This window comes from Hymenobacter sp. M1-2, assembly GCF_057808495.1.
Genome location: NZ_JBTYZO010000025.1, coordinates 1 through 14,815 on the forward strand (window position 1 = coordinate 1; position 14,815 = coordinate 14,815).

The 14,815-nt window shown below is 54.2% G+C and carries 11 protein-coding genes and 1 tRNA gene; 4 read left to right on the top strand and 8 right to left on the bottom strand.

Translation table 11 applies throughout. The features are described from left to right. Positions 1-936: 936 nt before the first annotated feature. The 4 genes from ACYSMN_RS20680 to ACYSMN_RS20695 all read right to left on the bottom strand — a co-directional run bounded on the left by ACYSMN_RS20680 (position 937) and on the right by ACYSMN_RS20695 (position 5,385). Positions 937-2,208, bottom strand: coding sequence for an adenylosuccinate synthase (locus ACYSMN_RS20680; protein ID WP_488925817.1), 1,272 nt, complete (start codon positions 2,206-2,208; stop codon positions 937-939). Continuing rightward, the gene (locus tag ACYSMN_RS20685) at positions 2,208-2,555 is read right to left on the bottom strand and encodes an STAS domain-containing protein (RefSeq protein ID WP_488925818.1); all 348 of its coding nucleotides are present in this window, start codon (positions 2,553-2,555) and stop codon (positions 2,208-2,210) included. Before ACYSMN_RS20685 ends, ACYSMN_RS20680 begins: the two co-directional genes overlap by 1 nt. After that, a complete protein-coding gene (locus ACYSMN_RS20690; RefSeq protein WP_488925819.1) occupies positions 2,552-3,025 on the bottom strand; it encodes a Fur family transcriptional regulator in 474 nt (157 codons plus the stop codon). The genes ACYSMN_RS20685 and ACYSMN_RS20690 overlap by 4 nt, the downstream gene beginning before the upstream one ends. Before the next feature lie 152 nt (positions 3,026-3,177). After that, on the bottom strand, positions 3,178-5,385 hold the full coding sequence (locus tag ACYSMN_RS20695) for a RelA/SpoT family protein (RefSeq protein WP_488925820.1): 2,208 nt from the start codon (positions 5,383-5,385) through the stop codon (positions 3,178-3,180). Between the two features lie 246 nt (positions 5,386-5,631). On the opposite strand from ACYSMN_RS20695, the gene ACYSMN_RS20700 reads away from it, so the two are divergent. From ACYSMN_RS20700 to clpX, 4 genes are all read left to right on the top strand, one after another. Next, positions 5,632-5,716: transfer RNA gene (locus ACYSMN_RS20700), tRNA-Leu, on the top strand. A 108-nt stretch (positions 5,717-5,824) separates the two neighbouring features. Further along, positions 5,825-7,153: a trigger factor gene (gene tig / locus ACYSMN_RS20705; protein ID WP_488925821.1), complete on the top strand. Its 1,329-nt coding sequence runs from the start codon at positions 5,825-5,827 to the stop codon at positions 7,151-7,153. Between the two features lie 181 nt (positions 7,154-7,334). Continuing rightward, the gene (locus ACYSMN_RS20710; protein ID WP_488925822.1) at positions 7,335-8,033 is read left to right on the top strand and encodes a ClpP family protease; all 699 of its coding nucleotides are present in this window, start codon (positions 7,335-7,337) and stop codon (positions 8,031-8,033) included. A 247-nt stretch (positions 8,034-8,280) separates the two neighbouring features. Next, positions 8,281-9,504 carry an ATP-dependent Clp protease ATP-binding subunit ClpX gene (clpX, locus tag ACYSMN_RS20715; RefSeq protein WP_488925823.1) on the top strand — a complete coding sequence of 408 codons (1,224 nt, stop codon included), beginning with the start codon at positions 8,281-8,283 and terminating at the stop codon, positions 9,502-9,504. A gap of 142 nt (positions 9,505-9,646) precedes the next feature. Here clpX and ACYSMN_RS20720 read toward each other — a convergent pair whose 3' ends face one another. From ACYSMN_RS20720 to ACYSMN_RS20735, 4 genes are all read right to left on the bottom strand, one after another. After that, positions 9,647-11,617 carry a glycoside hydrolase family 97 protein gene (locus ACYSMN_RS20720; protein WP_488925824.1) on the bottom strand — a complete coding sequence of 657 codons (1,971 nt, stop codon included), beginning with the start codon at positions 11,615-11,617 and terminating at the stop codon, positions 9,647-9,649. Between the two features lie 279 nt (positions 11,618-11,896). Then, on the bottom strand, positions 11,897-13,003 hold the full coding sequence (lpxB, locus tag ACYSMN_RS20725) for a lipid-A-disaccharide synthase (RefSeq protein ID WP_488925825.1): 1,107 nt from the start codon (positions 13,001-13,003) through the stop codon (positions 11,897-11,899). Positions 13,004-13,118: 115 nt separating this feature from the next. Further along, entirely contained in the window at positions 13,119-13,535 is a 417-nt protein-coding gene (locus ACYSMN_RS20730) for a 6-pyruvoyl trahydropterin synthase family protein (RefSeq protein WP_488925826.1), read from the bottom strand. Between the two features lie 168 nt (positions 13,536-13,703). After that, the gene (locus tag ACYSMN_RS20735) at positions 13,704-14,702 is read right to left on the bottom strand and encodes a FecCD family ABC transporter permease (protein ID WP_488925827.1); all 999 of its coding nucleotides are present in this window, start codon (positions 14,700-14,702) and stop codon (positions 13,704-13,706) included. Between the last annotated feature and the right edge of the window lie 113 nt (positions 14,703-14,815).

Consider the following 14,815-nt stretch of genomic DNA (forward strand, 5'->3'; position numbering starts at 1 on the left):
TATATACTTCTTCCCCTACCCTAAGATAGGCTGCTGTCGAGGCTTAATCCGACTCACTTAACCGATGATCACATCGGTCGTACTCATTCTTTACGCAAGGTGACTGTCTCTTCGTAGTTGCCTACTCCAAGCAGTGTACCTGTTCCTTTGTCTTTCCATCCTTTCAAAGAACGTGCGTCTCTTCCAGCTGAAGAAACCTCGTGGCCTCCCTACTAGAGGCCTGTTTGTTATTCTCTTATTCCGCGCTTCCTCTCGAAGCGGGCTGCAAAGATACTATCCTCTTTTCACTCGAAGCAAGAAAAAGCAAAAGTTTTTTCTTGCCCCGTCCTTTCTCCGGGCACCGCTCCTGCTTGTCAGGAAGCCGGCTGTAAAGCTACAAGCAGCGAGGCGGGTTTGTCAAGGGCTGCGTTAACTTTTTTAGCAGTTTTCTCAGGCCCTCTTCCGCTTCCGACTGAAACGGGCTGCAAAGATACAACCGCCGTTTCCGCTTTCGCAAGTACTCTCGCAAACTTTTTTTCAGCGCTGACTACCTTGGCAGGTAGCCTGGTCCATTCCAGCGCAATAGGAGCATTTCCAGATAAACACCGAAAAAGCCGCTCTTAGTTCCCGCTGGTTTGCTGCTCGCCTTGCCCTCCGCGTTTCGGATTGGGAGTGCAAAAGTAGCAGACCATTTCTTCTTCTGCAAGCCTTCTCCCGCTCTTTTTCGTAGAAATCGCTTGCCTAAAGAATACCTGTTGTTACTCTGCCAGGCGCCGTACGCTGGTGCAGAACTACTTAACTGAGGTAGTTGGTCCACCAGAAACTTCGAAATTTTTATCGAGCCCAGTGGCTTTGGTTTGCTGTCGTGTAAGTCAGGACAGAATAATAGCCAATTATATAAAAAGCCATGAGGGGCGCTACTTTCGTGCAACGCCCCTCATGGCTCATTTTTCAAGCTTAGTTCAGATGCAGGGTGCTTACTCGGTCAGGCCCTACACTTACTATGCTTACCGGAACGTCAAGGTATTGCTCCAGAAATCCAACGTAAGACTTTAGTTCAGCAGGCAATGCTTGCGGATCTGAGATAGTTTGAAGCGTGGTTTTCCAGCCAGGCAAGCTAACGTATACCGGAGTCATAGTTTGCAGATCACCGTGGTCTGGTAGCTGATCCGTTTGCTGACCATCCGGGAATTGGTAGTGCGTACAAACGCGGATTTCGTCGAACTCGTCTAGAACATCCGCTTTCATAAGGTGGATTTCCGTTACGCCATTCAGCATGATGCTATAGCGCAGGGCAGGTAAGTCAATCCAACCACAGCGACGAGGACGGCCGGTGGTAGAACCAAACTCTCGGCCGGCTTGCCGAATCTGCTCCCCTACCTCATCCTGTAGTTCTGTTGGAAATGGTCCGCTGCCAACTCGCGTACAGTACGCTTTGCTGATGCCATATACCTTCTTTATATGCTGCGGAGCGATACCTAACCCGGTGCAGGCCCCCGCTACAATGGTGCTCGACGAGGTAACGTATGGATAGGTGCCAAAATCAATATCGAGCATGGCTCCTTGAGCGCCCTCCGCGAGAACGTTCTTGCCTTGCTTTAATAGGTCGTTGAGCAGATACTCCGTATCGGTGAGCTGCAGGGTACGCAAGAATTCAACGGCAGAAAAGAAATCGGCTTCAAATTCTTCAATTTCTAGGCTGCGGCCGTGGAACTCAGCCAGTGTGGCATGCCGGGATACGGCATCCTGGTAGCGCTGCTGGAAATCAGGAAGCAGGATGTCGCCGACGCGGAGGCCGGTGCGACCAATTTTATCCTGGTAGGTAGGACCTATTCCTTTCAGAGTAGAACCTATTTTGCTGCCACCCCGAGCTTCCTCACTGATTCGGTCGAGGGCTCGGTGTGAGGGCAGGATGAGCTGTGCCTTGCGCGAAACGTAGAGGTTAGTGCCCCAATTGACTCCCCGGTCGGTGAGTTTTTGGAGTTCCTGCCGGAACACAACAGGGTCGAGGACGACACCATTGCCGACTACATTAATAATGTGTGGGTGAAAGATTCCGGATGGCACCTGATGCAACACGTGCTTAATGCCATCGAAAGTAAGGGTGTGGCCAGCATTGGGGCCACCTTGGAACCGGGCTACTACGTCGTAGGTGGGGGCGAGTACATCGACGATCTTGCCTTTGCCCTCATCTCCCCACTGCAATCCTACTAGTACGTCAACAGGCATTAGTTTGCGGCTTTCAACTGTTGAACGGCCGATTGGTCATCGTCCGCAATGGAGAAAATGGCGTTCAGCTTTGTTAGAGCCAGCATCTTGCGAGGGTGGTCGGCGGGGTTGATGAGCACTAGCTCGCCACCACGGCTGCGAAACTTGGTGAGTAGCGATACTAACACCCCTATGCCGGTGCTGTTGATGTACCGGACTTCGGAAAGGTCGGCGGCACAATACCGAACATCATCGCCTAAATGCTGATCGACGGATTGGAGGAGTTGCTGCGTATCGGGGCTACCGATAAGGTCGCCGGAGAGGCGCACGAAGAGGATGCCATCCTGAAGGGTGGATTCGGTTTTCATTCGGCTAGAGAACGGGCGGCGGCTTTTGCGCGGCAGTCGCCGCACACGCCATACAGGTTTAAAGAGTGGTGCAAGATATGGAAGTTGAGCAATTCCCCGACCATAGTTTGGATGCCGTGGATGCGAGGGTCGCAGAACTCAACCACCTTATGGCACTCGGTGCAGATAACGTGGTCGTGCTGCCGATAACCGTACGATTTCTCGTATTGCGCGAGGTTGCGGCCGAACTGATGCTTGCTTACCAGTCCGTGTTCTACCAGTAAATCAAGCGTATTATAGACGGTAGCGCGGCTCACTTGCAAGTCTTGGCTGCGCATGCCGGCATACAGTTCCTCCACGTCGAAGTGGCCAGTACGGGAGTATATTTCCTGCAAAATGGCGTAGCGCTCCGACGTTTTGCGCAGGCCTTTATTTTCGAGGTAAGCCGTGAATATCTTCTTGACCTCTTCGTATTTCTCTTTGTCGAGCATTTTAGGCAACCTTATAATAAGGAGTGATGCAAAGCTACAGGATAACAACCAGCCCGCCCGAAAGATGTCGGCTAACGCCTCTGTGTGCCACTCCTTTTTATACTCTTTTGTACTCCTAGCTTTTCTTAGAGCTATTTAAAACTTAATTCATGTCAGGAATCGAACCGCTCGACTAATAAAACCCCATTCACGCGTGATAGGCGCTGAATAAGCTTTTCGAGGTGGTCGGTGTCGTTGACGAACACCATGATCTGACCCTCGAACATTCCATCGTCAGAATCAATGGTGATAGAGCGCATGTTGACTTTGAGGCTGTTGCTGATGATGCGCGTGACATCGTTGACCAGCCCTACCCTATCAGAGCCTTTGATGCGAATACCAGCGAGGAAGGCTAATTCCAATTGGTCGGTCCACTTGGCGCGTACGATGCGGTTGCCGTAGTTCGACATCATCTTCACGGCTTTCGGGCAAGACGTGCGATGGATGATGATGCCTTCTTCAGTTTCAAAACCGAACACATCATCACCGGGGATGGGGTTGCAACAAGGGGCGATGGTATAGTCGAACTTGTCGGTTCGCTCTCCGATGACGAGCATGTTGGCATTGACGCCGCGTACCTTCTGCACCTCGTGGTCGAAGGCTTTAGGCTCTAACATGGAGGGCAGCCGCGTGACTTCCACCGTCGGGTCGAAAAGGTCTGCCTTGATTTCTCGACCATCGACCTGGCCAATGGCGACACGGTAGTAAAACTCTTGCGTGCTGTAGGTATTAAAATGCGCCAGCAGACGGTTGAGGTTTTCGGGTGAAAGCTCCACGCCGAGCAACTCTAAGCGCTTCTCTACTATAAACCGGCCATCTTCTGCCTTGGCGCGCTTATCATCGCGGAGCCAGTCCTTGATTTTACTGCGGGCTTTGGAGGTGATGACGTATTGGAGCCACTCCTCCGTGGGCTTTTGCTTGTGCGAAGTCAGGATCTCTACTTGGTCGCCGTTGCGCAGCTGATAGCTCAGGGGCTGGAGCTTCTGATTCACCTTCGCGCCCAAGCATTGCAGACCGATGTGTGTGTGAATATCAAAAGCGAAGTCCAGGGCAGTGGCCTTGTCGGGCAGGATGACGAGCTTGCCTTTGGGTGTGAAGGCGTACACTTCTTTCACGAAGAGGTTCTGCCGAAACTCGTCCATGAATTCCAGGGCACTAGAATTGTTGGTTTCGAGCATCTCACGCACCTTGTTGATCCACGCTTCGAGCGTAGATTCGGGCTGCACGGCGCCGGTGTCCTTGTATTTCCAGTGGGCAGCGTAGCCTTTCTCGGCAATGTCGTCCATGCGGCGGCTGCGAATCTGGACTTCCACCCACTGCCCGGAGCGCGACATGACGGTGGTGTGCAAGCTCTCGTAGCCATTAGCTTTGGGCGTGCTCACCCAGTCGCGCAGACGGTCGGGGTTGGGCTGGTAGAAGTCGGTGACGATGGAATAGACCTGCCAGCAAGCGGCTTTCTCCTGTTCCTGCGGCACATCCAGAATCACTCGGATGGCAAACAGGTCGTACACCTCATCAAAGGTGATATTCTGTTTGCGCATCTTCTTGAGAATGGAGTAGATACTTTTGGGCCGGCCCTTGATTTCAAACTCGAAGTGTTGCGTGTTCAGCTCCTCTTCGATGGGCTGCACAAACTCCCGGATAAACCGGTTGCGGGCACTGCGGCTTTGACGCACCCGGTTCACCAACTCATTATATACGTCGGTGTCGGTGTACTTCAGGTGCAGGTCTTCCAGCTCGGTCTTGATGGCGTAGAGGCCAAGGCGGTGCGCCAGCGGGGCGTAGAGATAAATAGTTTCGGAAGAAATTTTGAGCTGCTTGTGGCGCGGCATCGAGTCGAGGGTCCGCATGTTGTGCAGGCGGTCGGCGAGCTTGATCAGGATGACGCGCACATCTTCCGAAAGCGTAAGCAGCATTTTGCGGAAGTTCTCGGCCTGCTCGGAGGTACCATACTCGAAAACGCCCGAAATTTTGGTCAGGCCATCGACGATGCGGGCTACCTTGGCGCCGAATTCCCGCTCCACATCCGCAATTTCCCAGGGCGTGTCTTCTACCACATCGTGCAGTAGCGCCGCCACAATGCTGGTAGTACCGAGGCCAATTTCTTCCACCACAATCTGCGCGACGGCCAGCGGATGCAGAATGTAGGGTTCCCCGGACTTGCGACGCATGTCCTTATGCGCTTCCAGGGAAGTATTGAAAGCTTTTTTGATCAGCTTAGCGTCGCCGGGCTCCAGGTAGGGTTTGGCGGTACGAAGGAGGCGGCGGTAGTGGCGCAGGATTTCCTGGCGCTCTATTTCGGGGTCAATGAGGGTGGCCATGCTACACGGGTGGCGCTAGGGCGCCGGAGTCAATAAGTGCTAAAGTACGGCATGTAATAGCAGCTTCAGCTTGTGCCGGACAGAGATTTATACTTTGCTGCCTCTACTAAACAAGTGGACGGCGGAGATGGTGCAAGCGAGATACCGGGATTAGAAAAGCAGTGCGAAAAGCTAAAGCTGAAGCTACATTGGAATTTTCGGTTGGCTTCCGTAGCTTTGCGGCCCCGAGGCAGTTGGCCTCCGGACGCGGATGTGGCGAAATTGGTAGACGTGCCAGACTTAGGATCTGGTGCCGCAAGGCGTGTGGGTTCGAGTCCCTCCATCCGCACCAATAGTTTTTTAGTACCCCGAAGCCCTCAACCCACCCGTTGGGGGTTTCTTTTTCCCGGTTCCGGCCGGCCCAGTGTACCCGAAGTTTACCCTTAACCGACTACCCGTTTTGGACATTACCCTCGACAAAAAAGACGACCAGCTGAATGCCATCCTGACAGTAAACCTCACGGAGGCTGACTACGCTCCTGCCGTAGACGCTAAGCTGAAGGAATACAGCAAAAAGGCGCAGATCAAAGGGTTCCGCCCGGGCAAAGTGCCAGCCTCGCTGGTGCGCAAGATGTACGGCAAAGGCATTCTGGCCGACGAAATCAATGCGTTGCTGGGCAAGGCGGTAGATGGCTATATCAAGGAAAATAACCTCAAGATTTTGGGCGAGCCACTGCCGGTAGCCAATAATATTGATCTGGAAGCGCAGAAGGACTATGCTTTTCAGTTTGAACTAGGCCTGTTGCCCGAGTTCGAGTTGCCGGCCGACCAAGCTGTTACGGTGGACCGCCATAAGGTGGAGCTCGACGAAAGCACGCTCAATGAGACGTACGAGCAGATTGGCCGTCAATTCGGCGAAACTTCGGAGCCCGAAGTTTCGGAAGCAGACGACTACTTGGCTGGCAAGCTGAAGAAAGCCGACGAGGAAGGCGAAGGCCGCCCCGTGATGCTGCCAACCAACAAAGTGAAGAACGGTGCTGACAAGTTTGTAGACGTGAAGCCCGGCGACGTGGTGACCTTCGACCTGAAAGATGCCTTCGACGGCGACGCTTCGGCTATCCGCAACTTCACGGGCTTCAGCAAGGACGAAGCCGCCGCCGTAGAAGGCGAATACACGCTGACGGTAGACAAAATCACGCGTACTTCGACCATTGAGCACAACCAGGAGCTGTTCGACAAGGTGTTTGGCAAAGACATCGTGACCTCGAAAGAGGAGTACGACGAGAAGGTGCGCAGCACGGTACAAGAGAACTACGACCGGGAAGCTGACAACCTGGTGAAGCGCCAGATCATCGACAAGATGCTGGAAAACACTACCATTGAGATTCCGAAGGAGTTCTTCAAGAAGTGGCTGGTGCGCGCCAACGACGGCAAGCTGACCCCCGAGCAAGTAGAAGAGCACTACGACGACTACGAGAAGGAATTGAAATGGTCCCTGATCCGCAACAAAGTGGTGGAAGAGCAGGGCTTGAAAGTGTCGAACGAGGAAATCGTGGACAGCACTGTGCAGAAGATTCTGGGCCAGTTCAACATGGAAATGACACCGGAGCTGGAAGAATCGGTGCGTAACTTCGCCGACAGCCACCTGCGCCAGGACAACGGTAAGAACTACGTACAGGAGTACGAGGCCATTCTGGCAGAGAAAGTGTTGGAAAACTTGCGCGGCAAAGTTGTTGTTAACGACAACCCGATTACGGCCGAGGACTTCCGCAATCAGAATGCCGGCTAAGCGCTGACATTTCGGTTTTCGAACCAACAAAAAAGCCCTTACTTACCGTATGGGCTTTTTTATTGGGGTAGAAGTGAGGTATTGGAAGTGAGCGGCAAGACTGTTAAGTTTCCTGCTCGTTGTCTTGTATCTCGTGGTTCTCGCCGCTCACTTCTAAATTTTTCACTTCTCTTTTCTCATCATGCTGAATAAACAAGAGTTCCGCAAATTCGCCGTGAAGGGCCAGGGCCTCAACGGCCTGGGTGTGGATCAGTATCTGAACCATATGGAAGGCGTGGCCCGCCAAAATTTCACGGGCATGACGCGCTCCGTAATTGAGGAACGCCCCACGCGCTTCGCGGAAATCGACGTGTTTTCGCGTCTTATCATGGACCGTATCGTGTTCTTGGGTACGGCCGTAGATGATTACATTGCCAATATTCTGACGGCGCAGATGCTGTTTCTGGAGTCAGTGGACGCCAAGAAAGACATTCTGCTCTACATCAACTCGCCCGGTGGCTCGGTGTATGCCGGCCTAGGCATCTATGACACCATGCAGTACGTGGGCCCTGACGTGGCTACTATCTGCACGGGCCTGGCCGCTTCTATGGGCGCGGTATTGTTGGCTGGTGGCGCCAAAGACAAGCGTTCGGCCCTCCCCCACGCCCGCGTCATGATTCACCAGCCTTCGGGCGGCGCGCAAGGCCAGTCGTCGGATATCGAAATCACGGCCCGCGAGATTCTCAAGCTCAAGAAGGAGCTGTACGACATTCTGGCGCAGCACACCGGCAAAACCTACCAGGAAATTCACGACAACTCGGACCGCGACTACTGGATGCGCGCCGACGAAGCCAAGGAATACGGCCTCATCGACGAGGTGCTGGAAAAGAAAAAAGCCTAATGAATAGAGCTGAGAAGTTAGAAGTGAGAGCTTATACCCTTTTCCGTACGTTCTAGTGGAACAGCCTCTAAGTTCTCAATTCTAAGCTCTCACTTCTGAAAAAGCCCGCAAAAGCGGGCTTTTTCTTTTAAGTAGAGGCCAACCTCGTCGGCACTTTTTTAGCTGCGCACGGCGTTGGCCTTTTCGTACCTTTGAGGTAGGTTCGTGAAAGCAGCCTTTCTCCTCTATCCTGAGAGCTCCCTTGGCAATGGCAGATATAACGTGTTCGTTCTGCGGAAAGAACAAAAAAGACGTCTCGGTTATGATTTCCGGCATCAACGCGCATATCTGTGAGCGTTGTGTGGGTCAGGCCCAGCAAATCCTGAACGAGGAAAACAAGATTCGGTCGAACTCAAAGACACCGAAGTTTAACCTCGTGAAGCCGCGGGAGATGAAAGACTACCTCGACCAGTACGTGGTAGGCCAGGACGAGGCGAAAAAGGTGATGTCGGTGGCGGTGTACAATCACTACAAGCGCCTGATGCAGAAGCCGCAGAAGGACGACGTAGTGATTGAGAAGTCCAACATTATTATGGTGGGCGAAACAGGCACGGGCAAAACCTTCCTGACCCGCATGCTGGCCAACATCTTGCAAGTGCCCTTCTGCATAGCCGACGCCACCGTGTTGACCGAGGCTGGCTACGTGGGCGAAGACGTGGAAAGCATCCTGACTCGCCTGCTCCAAGCCGCCGACTACAACGTGGAAGCTGCCGAGCGAGGCATCGTCTACATTGATGAGATTGACAAGATTGCCCGCAAGAGCGACAACCCGAGCATCACGCGCGACGTGAGCGGTGAGGGCGTGCAGCAGGCCATGTTGAAGCTGCTTGAGGGCACGACGGTGAACGTACCGCCGCACGGTGGCCGCAAACACCCCGAGCAGAAGATGATTACGGTGAATACGGAGAACATCCTCTTCATCTGCGGTGGCGCCTTCGTGGGCATTGAGCGCATCATCAAAAATCGCCTCAATACCAAGCCCATCGGCTTTGCCAAGACGCAGCTGGAAGAAAAAATCGATACACAGAATTTCCTGCGCTACGTGACGGCCCAGGACCTGAAAGCCTTCGGCCTGATTCCGGAGCTGATTGGCCGTCTACCGGTGCTCACCCACCTCAATCCGCTGGACCATGCCACGCTGCGCAAGATTCTGACGGAGCCCAAGAACTCCATTGTAAAGCAGTACCAGCGCCTGTTCGATATGGAAGGCATTCACCTCTCCTTTACGGAAGGCGCGCTGGAGTATATCGTAGTGAAAGCCGACGAGTACCGCCTCGGGGCCCGGGGTCTGCGTTCCATCTGCGAAGGCATCATGACGGACGCCATGTTTGATATGCCTTCCGAAGTAGACACCAAAGAGTTGGTCATTGATCTTGACTACGCGCGCAGCAAGTTTGAGCAGTCGCCGATAAAGCAACTGCGGGCGGCGTAGTACCGCTGTTGAGCTTTCTGGTGAACGGCTACTCAACGCGCATCAGCTAACATAAAAAGCAAGACCCGGTGGAGCGACACTTTCATAAGCGTCGCTCCACCGGGTCTTGCTTTTTGCAGAAAAGAATATGTAGGAATGGCCGCTATTCCAACGGAGTAAGAATAGCTGTCCAGCCGCCGCCGCTGCGTAGTGGCACGCTAACCGTCTGGCTGGCTTGTACTTGTTGCGTGGTGATTTTATAATCTGAGGCGCGGTGGTCGGCGTTGAGGCCGTCTTGCAGTATTTCCATCCGGTACCCTCTGCCGTCGAGGAAGGTTAAGGGGAGTTGCAGCGTGCGGGCGTCCCAGTTAGTCATGGCTCCGAGGTACCACTGTTGGCCGTGACGCCGAGCTACGGCTACATACTCGCCGGCTTTGCCCGCGAGGCCCACGGTTTGGTCCCACACCGTTGGGATGCGGCCGATGTAGCGGGTGCAGGCCGTATCGGCGCGGTAGGCGGTAGGAGCATCGCAGAGCATTTGCAAGGGGCTTTCATACACCACGAACATGGCTACTTGGTGGGCACGCGTGCCCTGGCTCATGGGCTCGGTGAAAATAGGTTTGAAGTTGCTTTTCGAGGCATTACGCATAGCGCCCGGCGTGAAATCCATGGGGCCGGCTACCATGCGGGTGAAAGGAAGCGTTACGTCGTGGTGGGGTGTGATTACGGTATCCCACTTGCTGTGCTCTAGCCCTTTCACGCCTTCGAAACTGAGCACGTTAGGAAACCGCCGGTTGAGGCCCGAAGGTTTATATGCCCCATGAAAATCGACCAACAACCGGCGCTCCGCAGCGGCAGCGGCCACTCGCTCATAGAAGTTCACCATATCCTGGTCGGCGCGGGCCATAAAATCGACCTTGATGCCGGCCACGCCCCACTGCGCGAAACGGTCGAGGGTTACGTTGAGGTCTTGGTCGAGGGCATTCCAGAGCACCCACAAAATCAGCCGGACATTTTTGCGCTTGGCATATTGCAGCAGTTCCGGCATGTCGATGTCCTTGGTGGACGCAGTGAGGTCGAGGGTGGTGCGAGTCCAGCCCTCATCCAGAATGACGTACTCCAAGCCGTATTCGGCCGCAAAATCTACGTAGTACTTATAGGTGGCCGTGTTGATGCCCGCGCGAAAATCTACGCCGGAGAGGTTGTTGGCATTCCACCAGTCCCAGGAAACCTTGCCGGGCTTGATCCAATCGGTTTGCTGGATTTGCTGGGGCCGGGCCAGTTTGTACACCAGCTCATTTTCCAGCAAGTCCTTGTCCTCCCTCCCAACAAGCAGAGCCCGCCAGGGAAAGGGGCGTTTGCCGCTGGTTTTGGCAATGTAGTCGGCCTGCCGGACGATTTCGATGGCTCGGTCGTCTTTCATGCGGGTTTCCAGCAGGGCTTTTGGCAAGATGCCCGCCAGTTCGGCCCGCCCCGTGCCTGCTACGAACAGATTGGGGTAATCGTAAAGGTCAGATTCGGTGATGAGCATGTGCGTGCCACGGCTTGTGTGCACGAGCACCGGCAACGCGCCATGCTGCCCCACCGGCACCGATGCTGTCAGCGTGTCTTGAAATGTCACCTCGAAGTGCGACTGAAAATTAGGATCAGGGTCGGCGGGCCAGAAAACGCGGAAGTTATCGGCCAGACGGAAATCCACTGTTTCGTTTTGCACCTGAATTTGAGCGGGTAGGTCGGTTTCAAAGCGGTAGGCAGCGCCATCGTTGTAGGCCCGAAACGTGACAGCGTAGCCTCCGCTACATTCCAGACGCAGCTGATTGTAGACGTCTTGGATTTGCCGGTTACGCACGGGCACTACCGCTGTGATAGTAGTATTTGCCTTGGTTCGAACGGCTTTTTTCACTACCGGTTTACCACCCAACTGTGGCCCGTTTGCTAGCTGCATCGCCAGCATACTCGGCTGCAACAACACCTCTTTCCCGTACGAAACCGCCCAGCGCAGGTCGGCCGCCGCCGTAACGGTAATGGTGAGTTTTTTGTCGGGCGAAGTCAACCGATAGTCTTTGGCGGTTGCGGCGGGGCTCATGAGCAAGACGAAAAAGAGGAACAGGCAGAGCGTGTAGAGTGACTTCATAGGGGTTCGTTGAAGTGCAGTGAATCAAGTTATAAACTAAGCTCACACATCCTTCTACTGTTTGATATGGAAGACGTTGGCCTTGCTCGGAAGTCTTCATAACGCCTGTTCTATTTGATCCACTGCAGAAAGAGCTACCGAAGGGCCTCTTCTTACTTCGGCTGTAGCAAGTTTCAGCAGCAAGTGATGGCGCACAGAGTACAACTTATGACAACATACCGTACAGCAAAAAGCGCAGCCCCCATTGAGAGCCGCGCTTTTCAGTATGCGTAGTTTCAATTAAGTTAAATAGCTCACCATCAGCTTCGCGGCTTTCTCCGCGGCGTTTTGTTTGCCAAGCTTCTCCCGGATTTCAGCGTAACCGGCCTTTTGTTGGGCGATGAATGCTTGGTCAGCGGTTACTTTCTTTAATTCCTGCACAAGATTGCGAGAGTTAAAATCACCCTGGATAAGCTCTTTCACCACTTCCTTGCCGGCAATGAGGTTGACGAGCGAGATGTACGGCACTTTGATGACGGCCTTGCCGATGGCGTAAGACACGGCGCTGGTGCGGTAACAAACCACCTGTGGGACATCGAAAAGAGCAGTTTCCAGCGTAGCGGTGCCACTCGTGACGAGAGCCGCCTTGGCATGGGCCAGCAGGTCGAAGGTTTGGTCGAAGATGATGCGGACGTTGTTGCGCTCGAAGTGGGCGTAGTAGTTCGGATCGAGGTTATCGACGCCGGCCACGATGAACTGGTAGTCCAGAAACGGCGGGATGATGGCCGTCATTTCGTAGAGCATCTCCTCGATTTCCTGTTTGCGCGAGCCGGGCAACACAGCAATAATGGGCCGCTCAGGGTTGAGGTGGTTGCGCTGGTAGAAGTTGTCGGCGGGGGCGTGCTCGGCTACGGCGTGGGCAGTGGGATTGCCAATGTAGTCGACATCGTAGCCGAAACGCTGGTAGAACTCCTGCTCGAAAGGCAAAATGACGAACATCTTATCGACGAGCTTTTTCACCGTGTGCACGCGCCCCTGGTTCCAAGCCCATATTTTGGGCGAGATGTAATAGAAGACCTTAATGCCGTTTTCCTTGGCGAATTTGGCTACACGTAGGTTAAAGCCCGCGTAGTCGACCAGAATCAGAACATCAGGCTTGTACTCCAGCAAATCGCGCTGACATTCTTTCAGATACCCCCGAAACTTGAGGATGCTGGTGGCGGCTTCCCAAAAGCCCATGATGGCCATCTCCTGATAGTGATGTACGAGCGTGCCGCCAGCGGCCTGCATTTGGTCGCCGCCCCAGCAACGAAACTCCGCCTGGGAATCCTGCTGCCGCAATTCCGTCATGAGGTTGGCGGCATGAAAGTCGCCGGACCGTTCGCCAGCTATCAGGTAATACTTCATGTGCTGAATTAATAATTAGTAATTAGTAATTAAGAATTTCTGCAATCAGAATTATGAAGCCATTTCCACTTCCAGAGCTTTCGACAATTCTTACTTACTGATTCCTAATTATTAATTATTCCCCAAGGTACTCCACGAAATTGCGGGGCGTTTCGTAGAGTTTGATGCTGTGCAGACGGGCGGAAGAAATCTGGCCGATTTCAGGCTCCAAAATCTTCCAGAAGGCAATAGCCAGGTTCTCGGTGCTAGCCATCTGGTCGGCCATGAAGGGCACATCGAGGTTGAGGTTTTTATGGTCTACCTTCTCGATGACGTGCGTGCGAATAAGGGTGCTGAGTTGCTTGAGGTCGATGACGAACCCTGTTTCGGGGTCGGGTTTACCTTTCACCGTCACGATGAGGTCGAAGTTGTGACCGTGCCAGTTGGTATTGGCGCAGGGACCGAACACCTCACGGTTGCGCTCCTCGCTCCACTTGGGGTTGTAGAGCTTGTGCGCCGCGTTGAAGTGTTCCTGCCGGCTGATGTAAATCATTTTCTGATGTGCTGATTTGCTGATGGGTTGATGTGCTAATTGAAAACTGGTTTGAATGCGAGACGGATTCAACTAGTGCGAAGCCTAGCAAATTGTTAGGCTCGACTAAAGGTAAGTCCTACCAATCAGCACATCAGCACATCAAACAATCAACACATCAACAGCCCATCAACTCTTGTTTCGCAGCAAATATACGAAGAACGGTACGCCGAATAGAGCCGTAACCAGCCCAACGGGCAAGCCAGCCGGTGGGTACAGTACGCGAGCCAGCAGGTCGCAGGCCAGCAGGAAATTGCCGCCGAGCAGCGCGCAGAACAGCATATTGGCCCGGCCCGTGACGCCCAGCAGCCAACGCGTGATGTGAGGCACCATCAGTCCCACGAAGCCTACGGGCCCGCACAATGCCACTACGCAGCCAGTAAGAGCCGAGGCCATCAGCAGCAGCAGCCAACGCGTGCGAGCTACGTGTACGCCCAAACCCTGGGCCCGCTCCTCCCCTAGCAGCAGGATGTTGAGGTCTTTCTGCACGAAGCCAAATAGCAGTAGCGCCGCCGCCAGTAGCACGGCTGGGTACGGCAGTACGCTCCAACCCGCTCGCTCGAAGCTGCCCGCCGCCCAAAATGTAATGCTCCGCAGCTTCTCCTCCGTGGCCGACAGAAAGGTGAACACGCCCCCCACAGCCGTAGCCAAGGAGCCCACCGCCACACCAGCCAGCAGCAATTGCGCCGGAATAATCTGCCCGCGTCGGCTACCCACGGCTACCACCACTAGCGTGGTAAGCAAGGCTCCAGCCAGCGCAAACAACGGCGGCAGATAGAAGCCCGCCAAGGTCAGGCCAGGCACGAGAGAAAAGCAAATAATAGCCCCCAATGAGGCTCCCGAGGCGGTGCCCAACAAGTAAGGGTCGGCGAGCGGGTTGTTGACCATAGCTTGCATGAGGTAGCCGCTGAACGCCAACCCAGCCCCGGCCAGTAGCGCCAGCAAAATGCGCGGCAGCCGCAGCTCTACCAGCACCAGCTGTACTGGGTCTTGCGAGTTGTAATTCGTCAGGGCCCGCAGAATGAGGGAGTAATTGGTGGCGTAGGAACCCACACGCAGGCCTACCAGCACCAGCGCCACCATGAGGAGCAGGCTGGCTATAATCCAGGGCAGGGCGCGGCGGTTCATTCCGGCAAAAGTAGCGGCTAGGTAGTGAGATAGGAGAACCAAGACATGAGACTGATGGATGATTATCAAAATCATCTACTCTCTCGTTTCATGCTGTTAGCTATGAGTTCACA